This is a genomic window from Desulfuromonas sp. DDH964 (assembly GCF_001611275.1).
GTDB lineage: Bacteria > Desulfobacterota > Desulfuromonadia > Desulfuromonadales > DDH964 > DDH964.
Map to the genome: position 1 here is coordinate 3,448,088 of NZ_CP015080.1, position 24,940 is coordinate 3,473,027.

A 24,940-nucleotide genomic window follows, 5' to 3' on the forward strand; every position below is an offset into this window, starting at 1 on the left:
CCGTCGGTAGCCACGGCCCTGCCACTGTCGCAACCAGTGCGCAGACTAGCGGAAAATCACGATTCTGTCAATTCATTCGACGGCTTGCGCCGAGCCGGCCCAGGAAACGGAAGAGGTCCGGGTGGCCACCGCGGAAGTCACAGGCAAAATGGCCGTTGTTGCGATCGACCAGCCAGGTATCGACCAGGAAGGTCGGCATGCCGACCTGGCGCGCGGCGAGGTCATGACTGGTGTCGTTGCCGACCATCAGGCACTCTTCCGGCGCAAGGCCGATTTCGGCGGCGACATCCCGAAAATAGTCGGGCTGCGGCTTGCAGTAGCGGCTGTTTTCGATAGTCGTCACCAGGTCAAAGGGGAATTCGGCAAGTCCGCCCCAGGCCAGCCGGGCCGCGACGACGGCCCGGGGGAAGACCGGGTTGGTGGCAATGGCCACCTTCAGCCCGCGGTCAAAGGCCCGTTGCAGGATTGTCCGAGCCAGCGGCAGTCCCCTTACCAACGGGGCCAATTCGGCAAGGCCGTCGCTCACAAAGGCCTGGAAACGGTCGAAAAAGTGCGCAGCGGCGAGCCCGGTCTGCTGCTCCAGAATGGCCAGCAGACGCTCTTCATTGTTCTTCCCCTCCCCCTCACCGGCGAGCAGGGCGTGGATCGCGGCGCGCAGCGTCCGGGCAAAGCGATCCGGCGCCACCTGGTCCGCAAAATGGCTGCCGAGCCGGCCGATATAGGCGGGGATAAATTCGCCCATGTCGACCTGCAGCAGGGTGCCGTCGAGGTCGAAGAGTACACCGCGCAGGGTGGAGAGGTGCCGGTCCGGTTCCATGATTGTTCGCCTTCCTCGGGGAGTCCGGGGAGAATAGCACAGCCGGAGGAGAAAACCCAGCCGGCGTCGCAAGGCGCGACAAAGACCTTGACTTCACCCCCCGCCGCAGGTAGTAAATTGTCAAACCCCTGCGAGGCCAGGCTATGGATAACATTCGCGAAGAAGTCAAGGAACTGCAGATCGGCCGCAAGGTCCGGCGCCTGCGCCAGGAACAGCGCCTGACGCTGCAGCAGCTCGCCGACGGGACCGGTCTTTCCAAGCCGCTGCTGTCGCAGGTCGAGAACGACCAGGTGATCCCGCCCCTCGCCACCCTGCTGCGCATCGCCAAGGCATTGCGGGTCAACCTTCACCACTTCTTCCAGGAGGAAGGGGACAGCGAAAAGTGTATCCTGGTGCGCGCCGCCGATCGCCAGCCCCAGCCCCGCCGCGGCAACAGCGACCCCGCCGCCCCCCCCTACCGTTACCACTCCCTCGCTGCCGGCAAGCGTCAGCGCAACATGGAGCCGTTCCTGGTTGAGTTTGACGCCCGCGACTGGCAGGAGGAACTGCTGGTCAGCCACCAGGGCGAAGAGTTCCTGTTTCTGCTGGAGGGCGATCTCGAACTCCATTACGGCGAGCAGGTCATGACCATGCACCCCGGCGATTCGGTCTACTACGACTCCACCGAACCCCATGGCTATGTCGCCGTCGGCAGCAAACGGCCGCGGGCGGTCGCGGTGGTCTACTCCCGGGACTGAACTGAACCGGAACCCTTGACATCCGCGGCCAATTTTCTACTCTTTTCCAGTCCCCTGCCCTGCCCCATCCCTCGAGCACGGAGGTTTTTGTCATGGCAAAAGTCGGTGTCATCCTCTCCGGCTGCGGCGTCTACGACGGCAGCGAAATTCAGGAAGCGGTCATCACCCTGCTGGCTCTCGACCGGGCCGGCGCCGAGGCGGTCTGCATGGCGCCCGACGTGGCGCAGATGCATGTCGTCAACCACCTCAGCGGCGAGGTCGCCGCCGGCGAGAGCCGCAATGTCCTGGTCGAATCAGCGCGCATCGCACGCGGCCAGATCCGCGACATCAAGACGGTGCGGGTCACCGACTTCGACGCCCTGATCCTCCCCGGCGGGTTCGGCGCCGCCAAGAATCTGTGCAATTTTGCCGTCAAGGGGGCCGAGTGTGATGTCAACCCCGAGGTCTCCCGGCTGCTGCGCGAGACGATCCAGGCGAAGAAGCCCCTCGCCGCGGTCTGCATCGCCCCGGCGCTGGTGGCGCGGGTCCTCGGCGGCGAAAAGCTCACCCCGACGGTAACGATCGGGACGGACGCCGCGACCGCCGAGGCGCTGGAGACGATGGGCGCCACCCACCAGGACTGCCCGGTTCGCGAGTTCGTCATCGACCGCAAGAACAAGATCGTCACCTCCCCCGCCTATATGCTCGCCGGCCGCATCAGCGAAGCGGCCGACGGCATCGAAAAGACGGTCAAAGAGCTCCTCGCGCTGATCTAAGCCTCCCCTTTCAGAACGATGGCGCCACAAGGGCGGCGGATCCCGGGATCCGCCGCCCTTCTTCATCAGAAAACGCCAGCGGCGCCCCGCTAACCGGCGCACCAGCCGAGGAGCCAGAAGAGCCCCATCCCGGCAACGACCGTCCCACCGAGGGAACGACTCCGCCAGGCGACATAAAAGGTCGGGACGGCAACCCAAAGCTGTGGGCGTAGCAGGTCGATGCGCCCGGCGCCGTCATCGACCAGCAGGGCCGGCGCGAGCAGGGCGGCAAGAATCGCCACCGGGATCAGCTCCAGCCATTCCACCAGCCAGCGCGGCAGAGTGCGCTGGGAGAGAAAGAGCAGCGGCAGCAGCCGCGGGAGGTAGGTCACTGCCCCCATGCCGAGCAGGAGCAGCAGGTATCCGACCGGGCTCATCGCCGAACCTCGCGGCGACGGCGCAGCAGATAGCCGGCGGTAGCGGCCGCGACGGCGGCAACGACGATGTAGGTGCCGCCGGGTACCAGCAGCTTCCATCCTACCGCGCCGGCGGCGGCGAAAAGGCCGGTCAAAAGATGAATCCGACTGCGCAGCTGCAGCACCAGCAGGGCGATGAACATCGCCGGCAAGGCATAATCGATGCCGAATGCCCCCTGCGGGATCAGGTTCCCCACCAGGGCACCGAGAAGGGTGGCCGCGATCCAACTGGAGTTGGCGGCATGATGCACCACCAGGGCCCGCCAGCGGTCCCAGGCGCCCTGCCGAAAGCGGGTCATGTTGACCGCGAAGCTTTCATCGGTGATGCCGTAGGCGAAGAGGAGCAGAAAAGGGCGGGAGACCCCGCGCAGGGGGACGGCAAGGGCCGAGCTCATCAGCAGGTGGCGGAGGTTGACGATAAAGGTCGTCAGGATGATCGCTGTGACCGAGGCGCCGCTGCCGAGCATGGCAACGGCGATGAACTGGGCACTGCCGGCAAAGACCAGGGCCGACATCAGGGCGACCGCGGCCGGGCCGAGACCGGCCTGCTGACCCAGGACGCCGAGCGCCAGGCCAATCGGGAAATAGCCGAAGCAGATCGGCCATGCCGCCGCCAGGCCGTCGTGCAAAATCGAATTTGCCTTACCGTGCAACGACGACCTCACTGCCGGCCACCGCATGCAACAGGCAACCGGGGGAAGGGGTTGAGGGAAGCTTTTACTCCCTGCCGTCCGGACCAGGGGTTCCCGGGCGCAGGGGTCGGAAGTCGGGCCGGAAGGATACCTTTATATCGCATCTCCCGCGGAACTTGAATGATGAATTGTCGGGTCGCCCCCACCGCAGCGCTTGCCAGCGCTGGCAGATCGACTACAATAGAGGCCTCTGAAATCAACCACCAACCCCCATGCACGGAGGCCCCGATGGACAAGTACCGCTGCCTGATCTGTGACTATATCTATGACCCCGCCGAAGGCGACCCGGCCAACGGGGTCGCCCCCGGAACCGCCTTTGAAGATATCCCCGACGACTGGGTCTGCCCCCTGTGTGGAGCCGACAAGAGCAACTTCGAAAAGGTCTGAAGGCCCAGCGTTTTCGCTGTCAAGAGGAGCCCCCATGGCCCGCACCTCCTATGTCGACCAGGAAGTCTGTATCAGCTGCGCCCTCTGCATTGACACCCTCCCCGGCGTCTTTCGCATGAATGAGGCAGACCTCGCCGAGGTCTACAATCCGACCGGCGCCAGCGAGGATGAGATTCAGGAGGTCATGGACGCCTGTCCGGTCGCCTGCATCCATTGGCGTTAGGCCGCATGGCTCGCCCCGCCGCCGTCCCGAGCACTGCCAGCTTTCGCACCTTGCGCCCGGGACGCCTGTCCTATCAGGATGGGCTCAGGTTGCAGGAGGAACTGGTCGCCGCCCGTTGCCGGGGCGGGGAAGACCTGCTGATTCTTCTCGAACATGACCCGGTGATCACCTTGGGACGAGGAAGCGACGGTGACCATCTCCTGCTACCGGTCGCCGAACTTGTCCGTCGCGGCGTGACCGTAGCCGCCAGCAACCGCGGTGGAGACGTCACCTGGCATGGCCCGGGCCAGCTCGTCGGCTACCCGATCGTCGACCTGAATCGCCGCGGTCGCGACCTGCACCGCTACCTGTGTGAACTGGAAGAAGTGCTGATCGTCACCCTCGCGCGCTTCGGCGTCCCCGGCGAACGGCTGCCGGGCAAGACCGGGGTCTGGGTCGGCGGCGCCAAGATCGCCTCGATCGGCATCGCGGTGCGGCGCTGGATTGCCTGGCACGGCTTCGCTCTCAACCTCAGCGCCGACCTCACCGGTTTCGACCTCATCGTCCCCTGCGGCCTGCATGGAGTGCGGATGACCTCCCTGGCCGGGGAGCTCGGTCGGCCGCCAGAATGGGCGGCGGTGGAGGAGGCCCTGATCACCGCCTTTGCCAACATCCTGCAAATCGATTACGCTGGAGACCATGAATAAGCGACCCCTGCGCAAACCCGACTGGCTCAAGGTCCGCTTCCCCGGCGGCGCCAACTATGCACGCATCGATCGCTACCATCGCGAGCAGGGGCTGCACAGCGTCTGCCGCAGCGCCGCCTGCCCCAACCAGGGGGAGTGCTGGAGCCAGGGGACGGCAACCTTCATGATCCTCGGCGAACGCTGCACCCGCGACTGCGCCTTCTGCAACGTCAGCGCCGGCACGCCGCTCCCCCCCGACCCCGCCGAAGCGTCCAAAGTCGCCACGGCGGTGGCCGAGCTCGGCCTGCGCCACGCGGTGATCACCTCGGTGACCCGCGACGACCTCGCCGATGGTGGCGCCGCCGCTTTTGCGGCGGTGACGACGGCGATTCGCGCGGCAGCCCCAGGCTGCCGCATCGAACTGCTGATCCCCGATCTGGCCGGCGACGAGACCGCCCTGGCAACCCTTCTCGCTGCCGCACCCGACCTGCTCGGCCACAATCTCGAGACGGTCCCCCGGCTCTACCCGGCGGCGCGTCAGGGGGCCGATTACCGGCGCTCCCTGGGTCTGCTGGCCGCGGCCCGCCGGCTGGCGCCGGAAATCCCGACCAAGTCGGGACTGATGCTCGGCCTGGGGGAGACCCGCCCGGAGCTGCTGGCGGTGGCCAGGGACCTGCGTAGCGCCGGCTGCGCCTACCTCACCCTCGGCCAGTACCTGGCGCCGACCCGCCAGCATCACCCGGTGCTACGCTACGTCGCGCCGGAAGAATTCGCCGAGCTGCGCGCGGAGCTGCTCCCCCTCGGCTTCCGCCATATCGAGGCGGGCCCGCTGGTCCGCTCCTCCTATCATGCCGACCGCCAATTCAGCGAGGCTCCTTGATGGATCACCTGACCGATGTGCACCGCTATATCATTCTCGGTTCCGGCCCGGCGGGGCTCACCGCCGCCCTCTACGCGGCGCGCAGCAACTGCTGTCCGCTCCTCATCCAGGGCGCCCAACCGGGGGGACAGTTAACCACGACGACGACGGTCGACAACTACCCGGGATTTCCCGAGGGGGTCGACGGCAACGAGCTGATGCAGCGCATGGAGCAGCAGGTGCGCCGCTTCACCGGCAACCTGCTGACAGCGACGGTAACCCGCGTCGAACTCGATGCTTCGCCGTTCCGGGTCTGGGTGGGGGAGGACTGTTACCGCGGAAAAACGCTGATCATCTCGACCGGTGCCTCCCCCAAAATGCTCGGCCTGGAGAACGAGTGGTCGCTGATGGGGCGGGGGGTTTCGGTCTGCGCCACCTGCGATGCCTTCTTCTACCGGGACAAGGAGGTTGTGGTGGTCGGCGGCGGCGACACCGCCCTGGAAGAGGCCTCCTTTCTGAGCCGCTTTGCCCGCAAGGTAACGGTCGTTCATCGCCGCGGCAGCCTGCGCGCGACGCCGCTGCTGCAGCAGCGGGCGATGGAAAACGACAAGATTCACTGGCGCTGGGATACCGTTGTCAGCGGCATTCTCGGCGACCAGCAGAGCGGGGTTACCGGCGCCCGCTTGCGGCATGTCGGCACCGGCGAGGAGTACGTCCTCCCCTGCGACGGGATCTTCATCGCCATCGGCCACACGCCGAATACCGAGCTCTTCCGCGATCAGCTCGAACTGGATGCCCAGGGCTACATCATCACCCGCAACTTCACCGCCACCAGCGTCCCGGGGGTCTTCGCCGCCGGCGATGTCCAGGACCCCCACTTCCGCCAGGCGATCACCGCGGCCGGCAGTGGCGCCATGGCGGCAATCCAGGCCGAACGCTACCTCGAATGTCTCGCCGACCAGGGGGAAGGCAAGGCCTGCTCCCTCGAATTCGGACCGCGCCCGCCCGCCTGACGGCAAGGAGTAATCGGATGGAGACCTTTGCCCTGGTTCGCCCCGAGCATCTCAACCACCACGGCTTCCTGTTCGGGGGGGCGCTGCTGAAGTGGGTCGATGAATTCGCCTGGCTGGTGGCCTCGCGCGACTTCCCGGGCTGCACCTTCGTCACGGTGGCGATGGACGACATCGTCTTTCGTGAACCGGTCGACAACGGTTCGATCCTGCGCTTCGTCATCCTTCCCTGCCGCCAGGGGCGAACCTCGGTCAACTACAGTGTCGAGGTCTGGGCCGACGCCCCCGGGTCCAGTCACGAGCACCGGGTTTTTTCAACCCGTATCACCTTTGTCCGGGTCAATGCCGAAGGACACAAGCTCGAGCTCCCCCCGGGGCCGCCACGCCACTCGCTCCTCCCCGCTGGCGCGACCAGCGGGTCCTGACCCCGGCTCTTTACCGCTACTCCAGCCGGAGTGGCGCTGCTCCGTTTCCGCTGGGCCCGAACCGGCCAGCCACGAGGTGACCATGAACCTTCCTCCCCTTCGCCAAGCGCTCCTGACCCTTCTGCTACTGCTCGGCCTCGGTCTGCCGGGAGGACCGAGCCAGGCCGAATCTCTCAGCCAGGGGCAGACCCTTTACGTTCCGGTCTATTCCCACGTCTTCAGTGGCGACCGCGGTCTTCCCTTCAATCTGGCCGCGACCCTCAGCCTGCGCAACTGTGACCCGGAAAAACCGCTGCGCATCCTCGCGGCCGACTACTACGACTCGGCGGGAAAGCGCCTTCAGCAGCACCTGGTCAAACCATTGGAACTCGCTCCCCTGGCCAGCCACAGCATCTATATCAAGGAGACCGATACCAGTGGTGGCTTCGGCGCCAGCTTTATCGTCCGCTGGCAGGCGGCGACACCGGTGCAGCCGCCGGTGGTCGAAGCGGTAATGATCGGCGCCCGCTCCGGCCAGGGGATCTCCTTCATCAGTCCGGCACGGGTCATCGCCGAGACCTCTTCGAAGTAGCGCCCATGTCCTCCCGCCACCAGAACCCGATTGCCGCCGGCAAGAGCAGCTTTGACCTGATCGATCCCGCACGGCTCTTTGCCGCCCTCCGCCTCGCCCCGGCGCAGCTCGAAACGCTCATTGCCCCCTGGGGATTTCGTCCGCAACCGCCCCTTGCCGTCGCTGACCATCTTTACCTGATGCTCTTCGAGCGCTGCTGACCGCTATGTTCCGTTCGATCTGCCCGCTTCTGTGCTTCGCGTTCCTGGTCTGCGCGGCCCAACCTGCCGCCGCCTGGTATCCACGGCTGGCGGCCGAAGGCACCGTCGCCGAACTCCGTCCCGGGGTGAAAATCGGTCACGACCGCCCCTACGTCATCGGCCCCGGCGAGACCCTGATGGAGATCGGCCTGCGCGCCAGGCTCGGCTTTCAGGCGCTGGTTGCAGCCAACCCCGGCATCCGGGATCCCTGGCTGCCGGGCGTCGGCCGTGAGATCATCCTCCCCTATGCCGCCCTGCTGCCGGCCGGGATTGCCCCGGGGATCACCATCAACCTCGCCGAGTTCCGTCTGTACCTGGCCGAGGCGAGTGGCGACAATTGGCGGGTACGGATCTATCCCATCGGCCTCGGGCGCCCGGACTGGGAGACTCCGGAAGGGGAATACACCATCGTCAACAAGGTTCTCGACCCGATCTGGACCCCACCGGACAGCCTGCGGGAGGAGAAGCCGGAGCTGGCAAAGAGGGTGCCACCAGGTCCGGACAATCCCCTCGGCCGCTTCTGGCTCGGTCTCTCCGCACCAAGGGTCGGCCTGCACGGCACCAACCGGCCTTACGGAGTCGGGCGTCGGGTCAGCCACGGCTGCATCCGACTCTATGCCGACGACATCGCCCATCTCGCCGCGCGGGTTGCCATCGGCACCCCGGTGCGCATTCTTTACCAGCCGTACAAAGTTGGCGTAACGGAACAAGGGCTGTTACTGGAGATCCATGACGACTACCTCAAGCGTTTCAGCGAACCCGGCGGAGCTGACCAGCGCGCCTGGCCGGCGGCGCTGCCCGACCCGACCCCGGCCCAGAGGGAGGTACTGAAGGCAGCAACGGGGGTGGTGACGCTCGTTCCGGCCGTTACCGAACAAGATGCAGGGCGCTGACGGCATCCGGAACCAGCAGTAAAAAAGCCGCAACCCCGGGTGAAGGGGTTGCGGCTTTTTTACTGCTGCTGGCGAACCTATTGCTTCTGCTATTTTTTTTGGCCCATCTCAAAAGCCTTGGTCGCCTTTTCGGCGCTCTGTGCCGCCATCGAGACGGCAGACTCGGCCTGATCCTTGGCCGCAGTTGCGGCCTGGGCGGCGGCCTCGGCCTTGCTGGCGGCACTGACGGCACGGCTGGCGGCAGCGTCGGCGCGGTTGGCGGCAGCGTCGGCCTTCTCGGACGAGGCGGCGGCACTCTGACCGGCGGCAATCGCCTGATCAACCAGAGCACGCTCCTCGGTGGAAAGTTGGGCCGCACATCCGGCGAGAAGCAGGAGACCGGCACAACCAGCTGCGATCATCGACATGAACTTGGGCATTGGGTAATCCTCCTTGGAATGGGTTTCAGCGTTGGTTTCTGTAAATGAAAACAGATTTCCGGCAACTGTCAACGCGAGACAAAAAATAGCGCCCCAGAAATGCGCCCGGGACGATTTGCGCAGTCGAAGGGGACTGTTATAATGAAGCCCTGTATATGCCGTCCCGGCCCCGGCCGGGACTTCTGTATGGCCAGTTGCCAACCCCGGGAGTGGTGATGAACATCCTCAACAATATCAGCTCCCAATGGCTCGATGATCAATATCGGCGCTGGCGCCAGGACCCCAGCGTGGTCAGCGCCGACTGGCAGGCCTTTTTCAGCGGGTTTGAACTGGTCGGCACCCCGACGTCGGCGGCCGGGAGTGCCAAAGCCCTCAAGGAAGCGGCGGTTCAGTCCCTCCTCTATCGCTACCGCGACCTCGGCCACCTGCTTGCCTGCACCGATCCCCTCTCCCCCTGCCGGTCCAGTCACCCGCTGCTCGACCTGGAGAGTTTCGGCCTCAGCGAAGAGGACCTCGATACCGAATTCACCGTCAAGCGCTTCCTCAGGGATCGGGCGCCCCTGCGTGAAATCCTGGCGGTGATGCGCGACACCTACTGCCGCACCATCGGCGTCGAGTTCATGCACATCCAGGACCCCGCTGAGCGCCAGTGGCTCAAGGACCGGATGGAACCGATCCGCAACCGGCCGCGCTTTGAGCGTCCGCGCCAGCTGAAGATCCTCGCCAAGCTGCAGGAGGCAACCCTCTTCGAGACCTTTCTGCACCGCAACTTTCTCGGGCAGAAACGCTTCTCCCTGGAAGGGGGCGAAACGATCATCCCGCTGCTTGACGCGGTAGTCGAGAAGGCGGCGGCCCTTGGCTGTCGCGACCTGGTCCTTGGCATGGCCCATCGCGGCCGCCTCAATGTCCTGGCCAACATCTTCCGCAAGCCCTTCGCCACCATCTTTGCCGAGTTCCAGGACAACCTGCAATACAACTTCGTCGGCGAAGGGGACGTCAAATACCACAAGGGCTTCTCCAGCGACTTCGAATCGGCTGCCGGCAACCGGATCCACCTGACCATGGCCAGCAACCCCAGCCACCTCGAGGCGGTCGACCCGGTGGTGGTGGGAAAGGCGCGGGCGCGCCAGGACCATTACGGCGCCGACGGCCCGCAACTGGTCCTGCCGGTGCTGATCCACGGCGATGCCGCGTTTGCCGGCCAGGGGGTTGTCGCCGAGACCCTCAACCTCTCGCAGCTTGAAGGGTACGGCACCGGCGGCACGCTCCACGTTGTCCTCAACAACCAGATCGGCTTCACCACCGCACCCCACGACGCCCGCTCGACCTTTTATGCTACCGACATCGCCAAGATGCTGATGGTGCCGATTTTCCATGTCCACGGCGAAGATCCGGAAGCCGCCACCTACCTGGCCGAACTCGCCCTCGACTACCGCCGGACCTTTGCCAAGGATGTCGTCATCGAGGTCATCTGCTTTCGCCGCCAGGGGCACAACGAGGGGGACGAACCCTACTTTACCCAGCCGCTGATGTACGACAAGATCAAGGCGAGGCCACCGGTTCACGAGCTCTATGAAAAGACGTTGCTCGACCAGGGATTCGAACCGGAGGAGATCGAAGCGCCCGCGAAGGCGACCGAGGCGAGGCTCGAGGAAGCCCTGGCCAAGGGGGGCAACCAGGACCCTGACCACGGTTTTCGCGGCAAGTGGAGCAGCATCGAGCGCAGCTGGTCGCCGGCGCGGCCAGCGACCGCAGTCGAGGCCACCAGGCTGCGGGAACTGGCGCGGCAACTCGCCGTCATTCCTGAAAATTTCCACCCCCACCCGAAGATTGCCAAACTGCTCGAAAAACGTCTCGAGGCGGTGGAACAGGGGAATGACCTCGACTGGGGAAATGCCGAAACCCTCGCCTATGCCAATCTCCTCGCCGAAGGTCACTCGGTGCGGCTTTCCGGGCAGGATTCGCGCCGCGGCACCTTCAATCATCGCCATAGCGTTCTTATCGACATCGAGAACGGTCTGCAATACGTCCCCCTGGTCACCGTCACCGACAACGATTCGGTCTTCCGGGTCTACAACAGCATGCTTTCCGAAGCCGCAGTTCTCGGCTTCGAGTACGGCTACTCCCTGGAAACACCGCACGGGCTGACCATCTGGGAGGCGCAATTCGGCGATTTCGCCAATGGCGCCCAGGTCATCATCGACCAGTTTTTGACCAGCAGCGAGACCAAGTGGGACCGCTCCAGCGGCCTGGTCCTCTTCCTCCCCCACGGCTACGAGGGGCAGGGGGCGGAACATTCGAGCGCCCGCATCGAACGCTACCTGCAGCTCTGCGCCGACCACAACCTCCAGGTCGTCTATCCCAGCACCCCGGCGCAGTTCTTTCACCTGCTGCGGCGCCAGGTCAAGCTCCCCTTCCGGCGCCCGCTGATCGTTTTCACCCCGAAGAGCCTGCTTCGCCTGCCTGCCTGCCGCTCGACCCTGGAGGAACTGGTTGACGGCAGCTTCCAGCCAGTCATCGCGCCGGGAAAACCGCCGAAGAAGGTCAAGGAAGTCCTCCTCTGCAGCGGCAAGGTTTTTTACGACCTGGAGGCCAAACGCAGCGAGCTGGAACGGGAGGAGGTCGCCATTATCCGCCTCGAACAGCTCTACCCGATCCCGCAGGTAGAACTCGAAGAGATTCTGGCCCCGTATATCAAGCAGAAATGCCGCTTTACCTGGGTGCAGGAGGAACCGAAGAATGCGGGCGCCTGGAACTTCATCCACGACCTGCTCGCCAAGGTGACCGGGGCCCGCCCGCGCTACGTCGGCCGCCCCCGCCTTGCCGCGCCGGAAGTCGGATCGCACCGCCTGCACAAGCAGGAACAGGAACGCCTGGTCAACGAGGCGATCGACGGCTAACACCAGGTTTCACGGACAGCACCCGAACCCCCCAGCACGCGGAGGATGGCATGGAGTTGAAGGTCCCCGAGGTCGGTGAATCGATCTTCGAAGCGGAAATCGGTCAATGGCACAAAAAGGATGGGGAGACCGTCCACAAGGACGATCTGCTTTGCGAACTGGAGACCGACAAGATTTCCCTCGAAATGAACGCCGAGGCCGACGGGGTGTTGCGCATCAAGGCGCAGACCGGCGAGACAGTCAAGATCGGCGCGGTCATCGGCGAGATCGAGGAAGGACCGGAGAAGCCGGGAAAAGCCGGCAAAGCCGGCAAAGCTGACAAAGCGGAGAAGCCTGAGAAGCCTGAGAAGGCGGAAAAGGCGGAAAAACCAGGGAAAACCGAGAAGCCCGACAAACTGCCCCCGGTGGAGAAACCGAGTCCGGAACCGTCGCCGCCGCCGGCCCCTCCGCGAGCGGCCGCCGACAACCGCGAGACCGGCCCGGCCCCAGCACCGCCGCAGGACACAGGACGCACCACCCGCGAGACGATGTCACCGCTGCGCCGGCGGATTGCCGAACGGCTCCTCGCCGCCCGCCAGCAGACCGCCATGCTGACAACCTTCAACGAAGCCGACCTGACCCGGGTCATCGCCCTGCGCAAGAAACATGGGGCCGATTTCGAAAAGAAACACGGCGTCAAGCTCGGCTTCATGTCCTTTTTCGTCAAGGCGGCGACCGAAGCGCTGCGCCAGTTCCCCGACGTCAACGCCCGTCTCGATGGCGACGACATCGTTTACCAGCACTTTTATGACATCGGCGTCGCCATCGGCGGCGAAAAAGGCCTGGTCGTCCCGGTGCTGCGCAACACCGATCGCCTCCACTTCAACGACATCGAACAACAGATCAGCGCCTTCGCCACCAAGGTCAAGGAGAACAAGCTCGCCCTGGCCGACCTTGAGGGGGGGACCTTCACCATCAGCAACGGCGGCACCTACGGATCCCTGCTGTCGACGCCGATCCTGAATCCGCCGCAGAGCGCGGTCCTCGGCATGCACGCCATCCAGCAGCGCCCGGTGGTCATCGATGACGAAATCGTGGCCCGGCCGATGATGTACCTCGCCCTCTCCTACGACCATCGCATCATCGATGGCCGTCAGGCCGTCACCTTCCTGAAACGGATCAAGGAACTGGTCGAGGAACCGGAGGAGATGCTGCTCGAGCTCTAACCGCTGCGACCGACCTGCTTTGACGAAGGCCCCCGGCAGTGAATGCCGGGGGCCTTCGTCCTGGTGCCGTCCGTCAAAGGGAGAGCAGCAGCAGGACCAGAAAGAGCACCAGCAGGCCGAGGCTGACCCGGTAACCGTACCAGGCGAGACCGACCCGTCCGTCCCGCTCCAGGGTCAGCTGCCGGTAGCTGGCCAGGTGTTTATGGACCTGCCAGCGAATCTCGAAGCGGCCGATCCTCGCCCCACTCTTGGCCATCACCCGCAGGATATGAAGGGAACAGAGGTAGTTGACAAGGCCGGCGACGACCAACGCAAGGAGGAAAAGTCGGGACACAAAAAAATCTCCGCCATGGGGAAGGGGCAGGGGAGGAGCAACTCCCGGCGGAGCTTGACGACGACCTGGTGGACCGCCTGCGCCCGATCGCCAGGCTGGCCGAAAATCATGGGGTTACGGCATCCAGAAGGACCATCGCAAAACCCGCCCACGGATCGGAATCTCCCGGCTCAATCGTCGTAGTGAAGCCAGATGCCGCCTCCATACCAGTAAGGACCAGGACCGTACCAGTAGGGCCAGGGATAACCCCAGCCGTAATCATAACCGTAGGGCCAGGGGGCGTAGGGATTGGCAAAGCGATCTCCTGGCCGGTCATACCAGGGGTCAGGCGTCCGCCAGAGGTAGATTTCTTCCAGGGTAAAGAGGGGGTAGGTGAAATCCCGGCCATTCAAGGTGGCGGACTGGGCCCCGGCAACGCTACCGGTCAGGGTCGCAAGCAGGCCCTTGCGGTAGAGCTCGGGATCGAGGAAGCGGGCGCTACGCACCAGATAACGCCCCCCCGTCTCGTCCGGGCCGGTCGGGCGCCCCCAACGGTCGGTGAAGTAACGCAGCAGTTCGAGCGTCGTGCCGTCGGCATCGCTGCGATTGTCGACGATCAGGCCGCCCAGGAGCAGGGTCTGGCCGAGGTGCACCTGCGGGTCGTTCTTGACCTCGGCAAAATCGAGACCGCGGTCGACCTTGGCCAGGGCGGCCGGCGAGAGAACCTGGGCGCAGCCGCCGAGCTGCACAGCCAGCGCAACCAGCAGGAGCGTGAGTAGGAAATGTCGCGACATGAGAACCTCCCTTGCTCCCAGTTTATCCTGCCGGCGGCCGACGTCAATTCCCGGTGCTTCTCACGCGGGGCGCCTCTCCCCATGGCTGTTTTCCAGGTAAACCCGGATCGGGCAGCGGCAGAAACGCCCCTTGCCGAAAGGGAAGGCATGGCGGCACTTCTTGCGGGCAGTGACCAGACATTCGAGGAAGTGCTCCATGCCAAGATCACGGGCCGCACAGAGCTCTTCGCGGGGGAGCTCCAGGCAGACATATTTCTTGTCGCAGCGGGTGATCTCCTTGAGCTTTTCGAGGTGCAGGCGCTGCTGTTCGGTAAAGTTCATCGGCACTCAGAAGGCGTTAAGACGCCGGATAAAGGCCTTGAGCAGGCCAAAGCTGCGCCGGTTGAAATCAAAGACCAGGCGCGGCAGATGGAGCAGGTCGGGCTGGTCGGCCTCCTCCGGCAGGGCGCCGGTAATCCGCAGATGACTGCCGGGCTGCAGGATTTCGCTGAACTCACTTTCGAGGGTACCGAGCTGTTCCGAATCGAGGGGCTGGTTCAGGCGCATGACCAGGGTGGTGCCGACAAACCGCATCGAGTGGTAGATCCGGTAAAAATCATCGATGATTTTTACCGCCTCGACCGGATCCCGGGTGATGGTGAAGAGGCTGAAGTCCTCGCCGGAGATCAGCCCTTTCTTGAGCAGCGTCTTGCGCACGAACTGGAACCAGTTTTCCCAGTAATCCCCTTCGTCGTCATCGATCATCACCAGCGGGATCGGCGGGTTCTTGCCGGTCTGCACCAGGGTCATGATCTCCATCGCCTCATCGAGGGTGCCGAAGCCGCCGGGGAAGAGGGCCACGGCCGCCGCCTCCTTGAGAAAGGCGACCTTGCGGTTGAAGAAATACTTGTAGGTGATGACATTCTTGCTCGCCTCCATGAACGGATTGGTCTCCTGTTCAAAGGGGAGGCGGATGTTGACGGCAAAGGAGTTCTCGGCGCCGGCCCCCTCGTTCCCCGCCTGCATGATGCCGCCACCGCCGCCGGTGATGGTCATGTAGCCGTGACTGGTCAGCAGCCGGGCAAACTCGACGCACTTCTGATAGATCGGCTCTTCGGGAGCGGTGCGCGCCGAACCGAAGATCGTCACCTTTTTGCGCCCCCGGTAGGGGCCGAAAATCTTGCTGGTGTAGCGCATCTCTTTCATGGTGGTGCGCAGCAGCTTGAGATCGGCGAGATAGTCGATCTCGTGCCCGGACTTGAGGGCGCTGATCACCATCTCGCGCACCAGGGCCGGGTGGTGGACACCGACCAGCCGCAACAATTCGTCGATCCGCTCGTCGACCTCGCCGTTGGAACGGGAGAAATGCAATTCCATGAAAGCTCCTTGCCACCGGCCAGCCGAGCATTCGGTTGGCCGCTGTCACTATACCACGGGCGCGCCCGGGTCGGATAAAAATCCCCGCAGGCCGAGGCGCTCGGCGCGCAGCAGCAGGCCCTGGCGGCCGCCCCCCGGATAACGCCGGGCGAGGGCATCGTAGCCCGCGCGCAGTTCCCGCTCAAGGCGGTAGAAGCTCTCCCGGTCGACATCGGCGAGGCGCTCTTCAACCGCTTCACAGACGAAACTTACGCAGTTGAACGGCCGCCAGGCGACCGGCAACCGGCAGCCGTCGGCCGCCAGCCAGGGACAGGGGGCCGACCAGTCCGGGACGGGCGGTTCCCTGCCGGCAAGAAGGATCGCCAGCAGGTTGCCCAGGGTCAGATGATTGCGCCCGCAGCCGCAGCAGGCGCCGTCGCAGGCACGGCACAGCTCCGGTCCGTCCGCCGCCAGGAAGAAGGCGTGGAGCCTTTCCTGAAGGGTAGCGATCCGGGCGAGCTGCCGCTCCAGCCACGACCGCTCGGCCAACGGCAAGGCCGCCAGTTCGCTGCGCACGGCGGCGAGGGTCCGGCACCAGATCTCTTCCTCGTCCCTTTGGTTCCGACGGGTCATGGTCTCCTGGCAATCAGGTGAAAAGGAGCCGCCGGCACCTCGGGAGAGATACCGGCGGCAATGAACTTGGCCGGAGAGGGCCGTAAGCCGGGTTCTGTTCCCCGCGGCGGTTACCCACCGGCGGGGCGATGACCATTCCTCTAGGACCGCCGTTGCCGACGGCCTCCAGCGACCGAACCCGGGAGCCTCGGACGGGCCGCCCTCGAACGCTCCCCTATTTGGTCTTGCTCCGGATGGGGTTTACCGAGCTGCCGACGTCACCGCCGGCACTGGTGAGCTCTTACCTCACCCTTTCACCCTTACCTGCCATTGCCCAAGGCGCCGGCAGGCGGTCTCCTCTCTGTGGCACTTTCCCTGGGGTTGCCCCCGGTCCCCGTTAGGGACCATCCTGCCCTGCGGAGCCCGGACTTTCCTCCCGCCCCCGAAGGAGCCGGCGATCATCTGGACCTCTCCGACCAAAATCTGTTGCTAATCGGTCGCTCCGAGGAAGAGCAGCCGGTTGCAATGGGGACAGCTCAGCACCTCGGCCGAGGTAAAGAGGCTGTTGAAGAGCTGCGGCGGCAGGTGCATGTTGCAGCCGAGACAGGTGCCGTTGCGCGCCTCGACGACAGCGACCCCGTGGCGACGGTCAAGCAGCATCTGGTAGCGCTTGCGCAGCGGCGTCGGCAAGCCGCCGAGCAGTTCATTGCGCCGGCCATCGCCGGCGCCGAGGGTCTTGTCAAACTCGGCGAGGGCCGCCGCGATCTCTTGGCGGCGGGCTTCGACGCTGGCACTGAGGCCGGCACATTCCGTCGCCTTCTCCTCCCGGTCCTTTTCGACGGCAGCGACCTCCGTCGCCGTAGCCTGGACCCGGTCCTCGAGATCCTTGGTCAGCTTCTTGGCGGTGTCGATCTCCTTGAGGACCGCGACATATTCCTTCTGGGTCTTGATCGCCGGCAGACGTCCTTCCGCCTTTTTGATGTTCTCCTGCTCGACACTCAAGGCCTGGTTGAGGTCGCCCCGCTGATCGCGCAACTCCTCGAGATTGGCGTCAAGGGTGTCGACCATCGCCTGGATGCGGTCGAGGTCGGCCGTCAAGGTAGCCTGTTCGCGCTCCAGCACCTCCCGCTTCTCCCGGGCCTGGTGCAGCGTCCTGTCCAGCTCCTGCAGCTCCTTGAGCAGTTCCAGCTCTTCTTGCACGTGTGTACCTCCATTCTCTGCGTATGGTCTGAAACGGAACGGGGGATCAGACGACCCGGAACGGATCGGTCTCACCCCCCATTTCCATGAATTCAACGGCCAGGCCCCGCTCCCGCGCCCTGCGGTCAAGCAGGGTGGCCAATTCGGTGACAGCAATCCGTTCGGTGGCAAAGTGCCCGGCATCGACCAGGGTCAGGTTGAGACTTTCCGCGTAACGGGCCTCGTGATATTTGACATCCCCGGTTACCAGCACATCCGCGCCCTGCCTTGCTGCCTCGTTAAGGAGCGAGGCGCCACTGCCACCACAGACCGCGACCTTGGCGATCTGCGCCGGGACGGCGCCGGCCAGGCGCAGGCTGGCGCAACCAAGGGCCTCTTTGACGCGGGCGGCGAAACGATCGAGGGTGACCGGTTCGGCCAGCCGGCCGATGCGGCCGAGACCGACATCGGCACGCCGATTGGCCAGGGGGATCAAATCGAAAGCGACCTCTTCGTAGGGATGGGCGCGCTGCAAACGCTCCAGGGCCTTGTTGACCAGGGCCCGCGGCAGGATCGTCTCCAGCCGCAACTCCTCGGTCTGCTCGGTCGCACCGACCCGGCCGAGGAAGGGGCTGGTCCCGGTACCGGGACGAAAGGTCCCGGTGCCGGCAGTGCGGAAGGAGCAGCGGTCATAGCCGCCGACCTGGCCGGCGCCGGCAGCAAAGAGCGCTTCGGCCACCGCTTCCTCGTGCCCCGCCGGCACGAAGACCACCAGCTTGAGCAGATCGGCATCGCCCGCGGCCAGGGGCTGGCATTGGACCAGGTCCAAACGGGACGCCAGCCAGTCGTTGAGACCGCCGGCCGCCCGGTCGAGGTTGGTGTGAGCACTGAGAATCGCCACCTGGTGGCGGGCAGCGGCCAGCACCACCCGGCCGGCCTCGTCCCCCGGGGTAACACTGCGCAGGGGACGGAGCAGCAGCGGATGGTGGGTCAGAAGCAGTCCGGCGCCGAGTTCGATAGCCCTATCGACCGCCGCCGGGGTCGGATCGAGGGCGACCAGGACCCGGGTGACAGGAGCGGCAGGATCTCCGATCTGCAGGCCGGAATTGTCCCATTCCTCGGCGAGGCTGGGCGGGAAGAGCGAATGGACCAGACCGACGAGGTCCTGGATGCGGGTCGTGCGTTCTCTGGGCATGGCGACGGGTGGAAAAAAAAGAGTGCAACTGTTGTGTCGTTGCACTCCTTTCGGGTTCAGGACCGGGTATATGTCAATGTGAGTTTCCGACTCATCTCGCTCTGTATGGTGGGCCCACCAGGATTCGAACCTGGGACCGACCGGTTATGAGCCGGTGGCTCTACCAGCTGAGCTATAGGCCCGAATGAAGGGTTGAGTTTAGGCCTCCCGGCCGGGCCTGTCAAGGCCTTTTACCGACCGGTCAGCTTTCCACGAACGACTTGAGACGCTTGGCGCGGCTCGGATGGCGCAGCTTGCGCAGCGCCTTGGCCTCGATCTGCCGGATCCGCTCGCGGGTGACCGCGAAGTCCTGGCCGACCTCCTCCAGGGTGTGATCCGACTTCTCACCAATCCCGAACCGCATCCGCAGCACCTTCTCTTCCCGCGGCGTCAGGGTGGAGAGGACCCGCGCCGTCTGGTCCGAGAGGTTCCCCTTGATCACCGCTTCGAGTGGCGAAACCACCCCCTTGTCCTCGATGAAATCGCCAAGGGAGGAGTCTTCCTCCTCGCCGATCGGTGTCTCCAGGGAGATCGGCTCCTTGGCGATCTTGAGGACCCGGCGCACCTTCTCCAGCGGCAGCTCCATACGCTCGGCGATCTCCTCGGGGATCGGTTCGCGGCCGATCTCCTGGACCAGCTGGCGACTGGTGCGGATCAGCTTGTTGATCGTCTCGATCATGTGCACTGGGATGCGGATGGTGCGGGCCTGGTCGGCGATGGCGCGGGTGATCGCCTGGCGGATCCACCAGGTAGCGTAGGTGGAGAACTTGTAGCCGCGCTGGTATTCGAACTTGTCGACCGCCTTCATCAGTCCGATGTTCCCTTCCTGGATCAGGTCGAGAAACTGCAGGCCACGGTTGGTGTACTTCTTGGCGATGGAGACGACCAGGCGCAGGTTGGCCTCGACCAGCTCGGTCTTGGCCGACTTGGCGCGCCACTCCCCCTTCTGCACTTCCTTCAGCGAATCGAGGAGCTCCTCGGGGGCGAAGCCCGACTCCTCCTCGACGCGCTTGAACTTGCGCTGCGCCCCCTTGAGGCGCTTTTCGACCACCAGCAGGGCATCGACCGGGACCTTGAGTTCGGCCGAGACCTTGAGGGCCTCCTCGTCGCTCTTGCGCATCCGCCGCAGCTGGCGTTTGATCTCCTTGTGGGGGAGATTGAGCTCCGCCTCGCACGCATGCACCTCGGCGTTCCCTTTCTTGACCTGCTGGGCCAGCTCCTTGAGGCGATCGACGATCTTCGCCACCTGAAAATCCTTGAGGCGGATCTGGCGCATCAGGTCGGACATCTGCGCCTTGGCGTCCTTGGCCTCCTTGTCGAGAGCCTTCTTCTCTTCCTTGGTGATCTCGCCGGCGAGCTTTTCCCGCAGCAGGGTGAAGTTATCGTCGAGTTCGCGGATCTGCCCGACCAGGCCGAGGATGCGCTGGCGCTGCTTCTCCTCCTCCTCGCTCCCCTCTTCCTCCTCGTACTCCTTGGTGATCTCGGCGACGCTGATCTGCTCCTTCTCGAGGCGCTCGCCCAGGGAGATGATCTCCTTGAAGGCGATCGGGGTCTTCATGATCACCCGCGTCACCAGGGCCTCCCCCTCCTCGATGCGCTTGGCGATCTCGACCTCGCCTTCCCGGGTCAGGAGCGAGACCTGCCCCATCTCGCGCAGGTACATGCGCACCGGGTCGGAGGTCCGTCCGAGGACGCCGGCTTCGAATTCGGAGTCCTCGTCCTCCTCGTCCTCCGCCGCCTCTTCGTCGAGCCCCTGGTCCTTGCGCAGAGCAATCTTCTGCTCCGAGTCGACGACCTCGATATCCATCTCCCCGAACATGCTCATGACATCATCGAGCTGATCGGAGGAGACCATATCGGGCGGCAACAGGTCGTTGACTTCATCGTAGGTCAAGTACCCCTTCTCCTTGCCGAGATCGATCAGTTGCTGGACTTCTTCCATGCTGGTCTTTTTGGCCATTTGCGCGAATTCTCCTCTCGCGACACATCCGGTGGTCGAAGATGTCTATGGGTCAAACCCTGGGCAGCGTCTTGAGCTGCTTGTTGATAGCGATCAGTTCCCGATTCAGTTCGTTCTGCCGTTGCAAATCACCCTGCAGCTGGGCTTCCTGGATCTCGGCCATGACGGCCCGGCTGCGCTGCTTCAATCGTTCGCGGCCGGTCGCCTTGCGGCAACCGGCGAAGATCGCTTCCGGATCCTCGTCGAAGGCTTTTTCATCCTTTACAAGAATACCCGACAATAACGCATTTTGCGCGGCGGTCAAGGAATCGCCGAGCCGGGAGGCCTCGATCGCATCGGTCTCGCTGCCGAGGGCGAGAATCCGCTCGGCGATCGCGCGCCGGTCATCGTCGGCAAAGAAGCTCTCCACCCCTTCACTGGCGACCTGGCTGCGGATGGTCGGCTCGGCAATCATCAGGTTCAGCAGCCAGTCCTGGCTCTTCTCCCCGGGGTCGGCCGCAAGCTGACGGCGCCGGGGCGGCGCAGTCCCGACCGGTGCCGCAACCGGGCGCGGGCTCACCGGCTGCGCGCGCCGGGGCGGCTCGGCGCCGAGCTTGCGCGCCAGAAGCCCGGCATCGAGGCCGGTACGGCGCGCCAGGTTCTGCAGGTAGAGGCTGCGCTCGATCTCGCTCGGCAGCAGCCGCAGCTTGCCGAGGATCAGCTCCACCGCCCGCGCCTGGCCGGCGATATCGGAGGCCTCACCGGCGAGGGTGTGGTCGATAAAGACCTCAAGGACCGGCCGCGCCGCGGCGAGACGGTCCCGGAACTTCTCGACGCCGTGGCGGGCGAGGAAGGAGTCGGGGTCCTCACCGGCGGCGAGGGGGACCACCTCGGTGGACAGGCCCGTCGCCAGCAGCACGTCCATGGCGCGAAAGGTCGCCTTCTGGCCGGCGCTGTCCTGGTCGAAGAGGAGCAGCAGCTTGTCGCAGTAACGCTTGAGGAGCCGGGCGTGGTCCTCGGTCAGCGCCGTCCCGCAGCTGGCGACCACATTCTCGAACCCGGCCCGGACCAGCGCCAGCTGGTCGAAGTAGCCCTCGACGACAATCCCGGCCCCTTCCCGCCGCATCGCCTCCCTAGCCTGGTAGAGGCCGAAGAGGGTCCGCCCCTTGTGGTATATGGGGGACTCGGGCGAATTGATGTATTTGGGCAGCGCGTCATCGAGGACCCGGCCCCCGAAGGCGACCACCTGGCCGCGCAGGTCGAAGATCGGAAAGAGGAGCCGACGCCGGAACAGGTCGATATCGCTGCGCCCCTCCCTGCCCGCCCGCAGCAGCCCGAGGCGGTCGCGGACCAGCTCCGCGTCGAACCCCTTTGTCGCCAGGTGCCGCGCCAGCGCATCCCAGCTCTCCGGGGCGTAGCCGAGGCGAAAACGCCGGGCGGTCTCGCCGTCGTAGCCGCGCTGGCGCAGGTAACTGCGGGCCGCCGCCCCTTCCGGAGCCTCGAGGAGGATGTGGTGGTAGAACTCGCAGGCGACCTCGTTGATCCGGATCAGCCGCTCCTCCTCCTCGCGACGGCGCAGCTCCGCGGGCGAGGGGGCCTCCTCGGGGATTTCGACGCCGACCCGTTCCCCGAGGCGGCGCACCGCTTCGGGAAAGGAGAGCCCTTCGATCTGCATCAGAAAGGCGAAGACGTTGCCGCCGACACCGCAGCCGAAGCAGTGAAAGATCTGCCGCGTGCTGTTGACATTGAAGGAGGGGGTCTTCTCGCCATGGAACGGGCAGAGTCCCTGGTGGTTCGCCCCGGAGCGCTTGAGCGGCAGGTAGCCGGAGACGACCTCGACGATGTCGGTGCGCTCGCGGATCTCCTGGATCTTCTCTTCCGGTATGCGGCCCGTCATCCACCCCTCAATTCGGCAACCGTCACGTTTTCGCCCCCCTGTTCGGGGAGCGCGGCACGGAAGGCAGTGACCTCGCGGTGCGCGGCGAGGTGTTCGCGCACCGCCCGCCGCAGGATCCCCTCACCGCTGCCATGGACCACCTCGACCTCGCGCAGGCCCTGCAGCAGGGCGTCGTCGAGAAACCTGTCGAGCCGCTCCAGCGCCGCCTCGACGCGCTGGCCGACCAGCACCAGCTTCGACTCAAAGCCGTCCCGCTCGATTTTGCTGCGCACCTGCGCCGGACCGGCTTCCCGGGCAAAGCGTCGCGGACGGTAAGCCTCCAGGGCGGTCAGCGGCAGGCGCAACTTCTTGCCACCGGCGGAGAGTTCGACCGTCTCCCCACTGCAGCGCAGCACCTCGGCTTCGGTGTCGAGGGGGACGATCCGGACCCGCTCGCCAACCGCAACCTCCCGCGGTGCTTCGGCCTGGCGTGCGGCTTCCGGCTGCTGCGCTGCGACCTCGCTGCGAACCTCCCGCAACTGGCCGAGGAGCTCGGCCCGCAGCGGCGGTGCGGCGTGGCCGGCCTGCGCCGCCGCGTCGAGCAGGGCGCGCAACCGCTCTTCGGCCTGGCGCACCAGCGCTTCGCCGCGACGGGTCGCTTTTTCGAGAATGCGGCGCCGCTCCTGTTCCAGCTCGCCCAGCAGGCGGCGGCGTTTTTCCCGCTCCTGATCGGCCTGGGCCCGCAGCTGGCGGGCGGTTTCCCGCTCCTCCGCCACTTCCCGGGTCAGGCGGTTGAGCCGCTCGATCAGGTCGAGCCCTTCCCGCTCATCGCTGCCGAGGTAGGCTTCGGCCCGGGCCAGGACCGCCGCCGGCAGTCCGAGGAGGCGGGCGATGGTGAAGGCGTTGCTCGCCCCGGGGATGCCGTAGTGGAGCCGGTAGGTCGGCGCCAGGGTCTGCGGATCGAATTCGACCGCTGCGTTCTCCACCTCCTCCTGCAGCTGGGCATAGCCCTTGATCAGGTTGAGGTGGGTGGTCAGGATCACCCGCGCCCCCCGTTGCCGCAGCTCGTCGAGCAGCGCCAGCGCCAGCGCCGCCCCTTCCGCCGGATCGGTCCCGGTCCCCGCCTCGTCGATCAGGACCAGCGAGTCGCCGTCGGCGGCGGCGAGAATCGCGCGCATCCGCGTCAGGTGACCGGAAAAGGTCGAGAGCGCCGCCTCGATGCTCTGTTCGTCGCCGATATCGGCAAAGACCCGGCCGAAGAGATGGACCCGGCTCTCGGGCCGGCACGGGATCGGCACCCCGGCGGCCACCATCAGCTGCAGCAGGCCGGCGGTCTTCAGGGCCACCGTCTTGCCGCCGGTGTTGGGCCCGCTGATCACCAGCACTTCGCAGCCGCGCCCGAGCAGGAGATCGATCGGCACCGCCTGATCGGGACGGGGCGCGCCATCGGCGGCGAAGAGGAGCAGCGGGTGACGGGCGCCGCGCAGCTCGAGGCACGGTTCGTCACTCAGCTGCGGCGCACAGGCCCCGGCCTGGCGGGCAAAACGGCCGATGGCGGCGTAGTTGTCGAGGCGGGCCAGCAGTTCCTGGTTGGTCGCCAGCTCAGCCCCAACACCGCGCACCGCCGCGGCCAGTCGCCGCAGCACCCGCTCTTCCTCGCGCTTCTCCTCGCGCAGGGCGGTCTGCAGGTCGTTGTTCGCCTCGAGGACGAGCGTCGGCTCGATGTAGAGGGTCTGCCCGCTCGCCGACTCGTCGTGGATGAACCCCTTGACCTGGCCGCGGTGATCGGCCCGCACCGGCACCACGTAGCGACCGCCACGCTCGGTGACGAGGCGGTCCTGGAACGCCCCGGCCAGCGACTCCCGGGCGAGAAGGTTCTCCAGGCTGCGCCGGATGCGCCCCCGTAGCTGCTGGATCTCCCGGCGCAGCTCGCCGAGTTCAAAAGAGGCGCCGTCGAGGATCTCGCCGCGCGGACCGATGCTCTGGCCCAAATCCCGGGCCACGCCGCGGCACTCGGTCAGACCGCGGCTCAGCTCCTGCAGCAGGGGGGCGTCCGGCGCCGCCAGGAAGCTGCGGCGGCAGGCAGCCGCCGCCTCGAGGCTGGTGCGCACTTCGAGAAGCGCCGGCGGCGGCAGCCAGCTCCCCTCGGCCCGCACCTGGCGGAGATGCCCCTGCAGGTCGCAGGCGCCGCCGAGGGGCGGGGCGCCGGACTGTTCGAGGTGGCGCTGCATCTCCCCGGCCGCCTGTAATTCAGCAGCGACCATGGAACGCTCGGACAAGGGGCGCAGCGCCAGCAGCCGCTCCCGTCCGGGCCCGGTCACGCTGAAGCCGGCGAGGAGGGTCACCACCTTGTCGAATTCGAGCAGCCGCAGCGATGTGGCGCTCATGCCGCCTCCCGCCCCGACC

At 65.6% G+C, this 24,940-nt stretch carries 27 protein-coding genes, 1 tRNA gene and 1 other RNA gene; 13 read left to right on the forward strand and 16 right to left on the reverse strand.

The window, feature by feature from the left end:
- Nucleotides 1–67: 67 nt before the first annotated feature.
- Nucleotides 68–817: an HAD family hydrolase gene (locus tag DBW_RS15725; protein WP_066728745.1), complete on the reverse strand. Its 750-nt coding sequence runs from the start codon at nucleotides 815–817 to the stop codon at nucleotides 68–70.
- A 143-nt stretch (nucleotides 818–960) separates the two neighbouring features.
- On the opposite strand from DBW_RS15725, the gene DBW_RS15730 reads away from it, so the two are divergent.
- Together DBW_RS15730 and elbB are read left to right on the forward strand one after the other, a co-directional pair.
- Nucleotides 961–1,554 (forward strand): helix-turn-helix domain-containing protein, encoded by a 594-nt coding sequence (locus tag DBW_RS15730; RefSeq protein ID WP_066728747.1) that lies wholly within the window; start codon nucleotides 961–963, stop codon nucleotides 1,552–1,554.
- A 92-nt stretch (nucleotides 1,555–1,646) separates the two neighbouring features.
- A complete protein-coding gene (elbB, locus tag DBW_RS15735) occupies nucleotides 1,647–2,309 on the forward strand; it encodes an isoprenoid biosynthesis glyoxalase ElbB (RefSeq protein ID WP_066728749.1) in 663 nt (220 codons plus the stop codon).
- Nucleotides 2,310–2,398: 89 nt separating this feature from the next.
- Here elbB and DBW_RS15740 read toward each other — a convergent pair whose 3' ends face one another.
- Nucleotides 2,399–2,725 (reverse strand): AzlD domain-containing protein, encoded by a 327-nt coding sequence (locus DBW_RS15740; RefSeq protein ID WP_066728751.1) that lies wholly within the window; start codon nucleotides 2,723–2,725, stop codon nucleotides 2,399–2,401.
- A complete protein-coding gene (locus tag DBW_RS15745; protein ID WP_231875347.1) occupies nucleotides 2,722–3,417 on the reverse strand; it encodes an AzlC family ABC transporter permease in 696 nt (231 codons plus the stop codon). Before DBW_RS15745 ends, DBW_RS15740 begins: the two co-directional genes overlap by 4 nt.
- A gap of 267 nt (nucleotides 3,418–3,684) precedes the next feature.
- Between DBW_RS15745 and rd the strand changes: the two genes are divergently transcribed.
- The 9 genes from rd to DBW_RS15790 all read left to right on the forward strand — a co-directional run bounded on the left by rd (nucleotide 3,685) and on the right by DBW_RS15790 (nucleotide 8,728).
- Nucleotides 3,685–3,843, forward strand: a complete 159-nt coding sequence (rd, locus tag DBW_RS15750) for a rubredoxin (protein WP_066728754.1) — start codon at nucleotides 3,685–3,687, stop codon at nucleotides 3,841–3,843.
- A gap of 34 nt (nucleotides 3,844–3,877) precedes the next feature.
- Nucleotides 3,878–4,066: a ferredoxin gene (locus DBW_RS15755; protein ID WP_066728761.1), complete on the forward strand. Its 189-nt coding sequence runs from the start codon at nucleotides 3,878–3,880 to the stop codon at nucleotides 4,064–4,066.
- A gap of 5 nt (nucleotides 4,067–4,071) precedes the next feature.
- Nucleotides 4,072–4,752 (forward strand): lipoyl(octanoyl) transferase LipB, encoded by a 681-nt coding sequence (lipB, locus tag DBW_RS15760; RefSeq protein ID WP_066729879.1) that lies wholly within the window; start codon nucleotides 4,072–4,074, stop codon nucleotides 4,750–4,752.
- Entirely contained in the window at nucleotides 4,745–5,611 is an 867-nt protein-coding gene (gene lipA, locus DBW_RS15765; RefSeq protein WP_066728763.1) for a lipoyl synthase, read from the forward strand. Before lipB ends, lipA begins: the two co-directional genes overlap by 8 nt.
- Nucleotides 5,611–6,603: a thioredoxin-disulfide reductase gene (gene trxB, locus DBW_RS15770; RefSeq protein WP_066728765.1), complete on the forward strand. Its 993-nt coding sequence runs from the start codon at nucleotides 5,611–5,613 to the stop codon at nucleotides 6,601–6,603. Before lipA ends, trxB begins: the two co-directional genes overlap by 1 nt.
- 17 nt (nucleotides 6,604–6,620) lie before the next feature.
- On the forward strand, nucleotides 6,621–7,025 hold the full coding sequence (locus tag DBW_RS15775; RefSeq protein WP_066728767.1) for an acyl-CoA thioesterase: 405 nt from the start codon (nucleotides 6,621–6,623) through the stop codon (nucleotides 7,023–7,025).
- Between the two features lie 82 nt (nucleotides 7,026–7,107).
- The gene (locus DBW_RS15780) at nucleotides 7,108–7,596 is read left to right on the forward strand and encodes a DUF3124 domain-containing protein (protein WP_066728768.1); all 489 of its coding nucleotides are present in this window, start codon (nucleotides 7,108–7,110) and stop codon (nucleotides 7,594–7,596) included.
- 5 nt (nucleotides 7,597–7,601) lie between these two features.
- Nucleotides 7,602–7,796: a hypothetical protein gene (locus tag DBW_RS15785; RefSeq protein ID WP_066728769.1), complete on the forward strand. Its 195-nt coding sequence runs from the start codon at nucleotides 7,602–7,604 to the stop codon at nucleotides 7,794–7,796.
- Between the two features lie 5 nt (nucleotides 7,797–7,801).
- Entirely contained in the window at nucleotides 7,802–8,728 is a 927-nt protein-coding gene (locus DBW_RS15790; protein ID WP_066728770.1) for a L,D-transpeptidase family protein, read from the forward strand.
- An 89-nt stretch (nucleotides 8,729–8,817) separates the two neighbouring features.
- Here DBW_RS15790 and DBW_RS15795 read toward each other — a convergent pair whose 3' ends face one another.
- Nucleotides 8,818–9,147, reverse strand: coding sequence for a hypothetical protein (locus tag DBW_RS15795; RefSeq protein ID WP_066728771.1), 330 nt, complete (start codon nucleotides 9,145–9,147; stop codon nucleotides 8,818–8,820).
- A 215-nt stretch (nucleotides 9,148–9,362) separates the two neighbouring features.
- Here DBW_RS15795 and DBW_RS15800 point away from each other — a divergent pair, with 215 nt between their 5' ends.
- A complete protein-coding gene (locus DBW_RS15800; RefSeq protein ID WP_066728773.1) occupies nucleotides 9,363–12,047 on the forward strand; it encodes a 2-oxoglutarate dehydrogenase E1 component in 2,685 nt (894 codons plus the stop codon).
- 50 nt (nucleotides 12,048–12,097) lie between these two features.
- The gene (gene sucB / locus DBW_RS15805) at nucleotides 12,098–13,252 is read left to right on the forward strand and encodes a dihydrolipoyllysine-residue succinyltransferase (RefSeq protein ID WP_066728775.1); all 1,155 of its coding nucleotides are present in this window, start codon (nucleotides 12,098–12,100) and stop codon (nucleotides 13,250–13,252) included.
- A 73-nt stretch (nucleotides 13,253–13,325) separates the two neighbouring features.
- Here the strand turns inward: sucB and DBW_RS15810 are convergent, their stop codons facing one another.
- The 12 genes from DBW_RS15810 to DBW_RS15865 all read right to left on the reverse strand — a co-directional run bounded on the left by DBW_RS15810 (nucleotide 13,326) and on the right by DBW_RS15865 (nucleotide 24,921).
- Nucleotides 13,326–13,586, reverse strand: coding sequence for a hypothetical protein (locus DBW_RS15810; RefSeq protein ID WP_066728777.1), 261 nt, complete (start codon nucleotides 13,584–13,586; stop codon nucleotides 13,326–13,328).
- A gap of 170 nt (nucleotides 13,587–13,756) precedes the next feature.
- A complete protein-coding gene (locus DBW_RS15815; protein WP_066728779.1) occupies nucleotides 13,757–14,359 on the reverse strand; it encodes a Slp/YeaY family lipoprotein in 603 nt (200 codons plus the stop codon).
- Nucleotides 14,360–14,419: 60 nt separating this feature from the next.
- The gene (locus DBW_RS15820; protein ID WP_066728781.1) at nucleotides 14,420–14,680 is read right to left on the reverse strand and encodes a hypothetical protein; all 261 of its coding nucleotides are present in this window, start codon (nucleotides 14,678–14,680) and stop codon (nucleotides 14,420–14,422) included.
- Nucleotides 14,681–14,686: 6 nt separating this feature from the next.
- Nucleotides 14,687–15,715 (reverse strand): TIGR00730 family Rossman fold protein, encoded by a 1,029-nt coding sequence (locus tag DBW_RS15825; protein WP_066728783.1) that lies wholly within the window; start codon nucleotides 15,713–15,715, stop codon nucleotides 14,687–14,689.
- 48 nt (nucleotides 15,716–15,763) lie between these two features.
- Nucleotides 15,764–16,327 (reverse strand): hypothetical protein, encoded by a 564-nt coding sequence (locus DBW_RS15830; RefSeq protein WP_066728785.1) that lies wholly within the window; start codon nucleotides 16,325–16,327, stop codon nucleotides 15,764–15,766.
- 68 nt (nucleotides 16,328–16,395) lie between these two features.
- An RNA gene (rnpB, locus tag DBW_RS15835) (RNase P RNA component class A) lies at nucleotides 16,396–16,780 on the reverse strand.
- A 15-nt stretch (nucleotides 16,781–16,795) separates the two neighbouring features.
- Nucleotides 16,796–17,506, reverse strand: a complete 711-nt coding sequence (locus tag DBW_RS15840; protein WP_066728787.1) for a zinc ribbon domain-containing protein — start codon at nucleotides 17,504–17,506, stop codon at nucleotides 16,796–16,798.
- A 46-nt stretch (nucleotides 17,507–17,552) separates the two neighbouring features.
- Complete coding sequence (locus DBW_RS15845) at nucleotides 17,553–18,680, reverse strand: Nif3-like dinuclear metal center hexameric protein (RefSeq protein ID WP_066728789.1); 1,128 nt, start codon at nucleotides 18,678–18,680, stop codon at nucleotides 17,553–17,555.
- Nucleotides 18,681–18,786: 106 nt separating this feature from the next.
- Nucleotides 18,787–18,862: transfer RNA gene (locus DBW_RS15850), tRNA-Ile, on the reverse strand.
- Nucleotides 18,863–18,921: 59 nt separating this feature from the next.
- Nucleotides 18,922–20,679 (reverse strand): RNA polymerase sigma factor RpoD, encoded by a 1,758-nt coding sequence (rpoD, locus tag DBW_RS15855; RefSeq protein WP_066728793.1) that lies wholly within the window; start codon nucleotides 20,677–20,679, stop codon nucleotides 18,922–18,924.
- Nucleotides 20,680–20,731: 52 nt separating this feature from the next.
- Entirely contained in the window at nucleotides 20,732–22,555 is a 1,824-nt protein-coding gene (gene dnaG / locus DBW_RS15860) for a DNA primase (RefSeq protein ID WP_066728795.1), read from the reverse strand.
- On the reverse strand, nucleotides 22,552–24,921 hold the full coding sequence (locus DBW_RS15865; protein WP_066728798.1) for an endonuclease MutS2: 2,370 nt from the start codon (nucleotides 24,919–24,921) through the stop codon (nucleotides 22,552–22,554). Before DBW_RS15865 ends, dnaG begins: the two co-directional genes overlap by 4 nt.
- Between the last annotated feature and the right edge of the window lie 19 nt (nucleotides 24,922–24,940).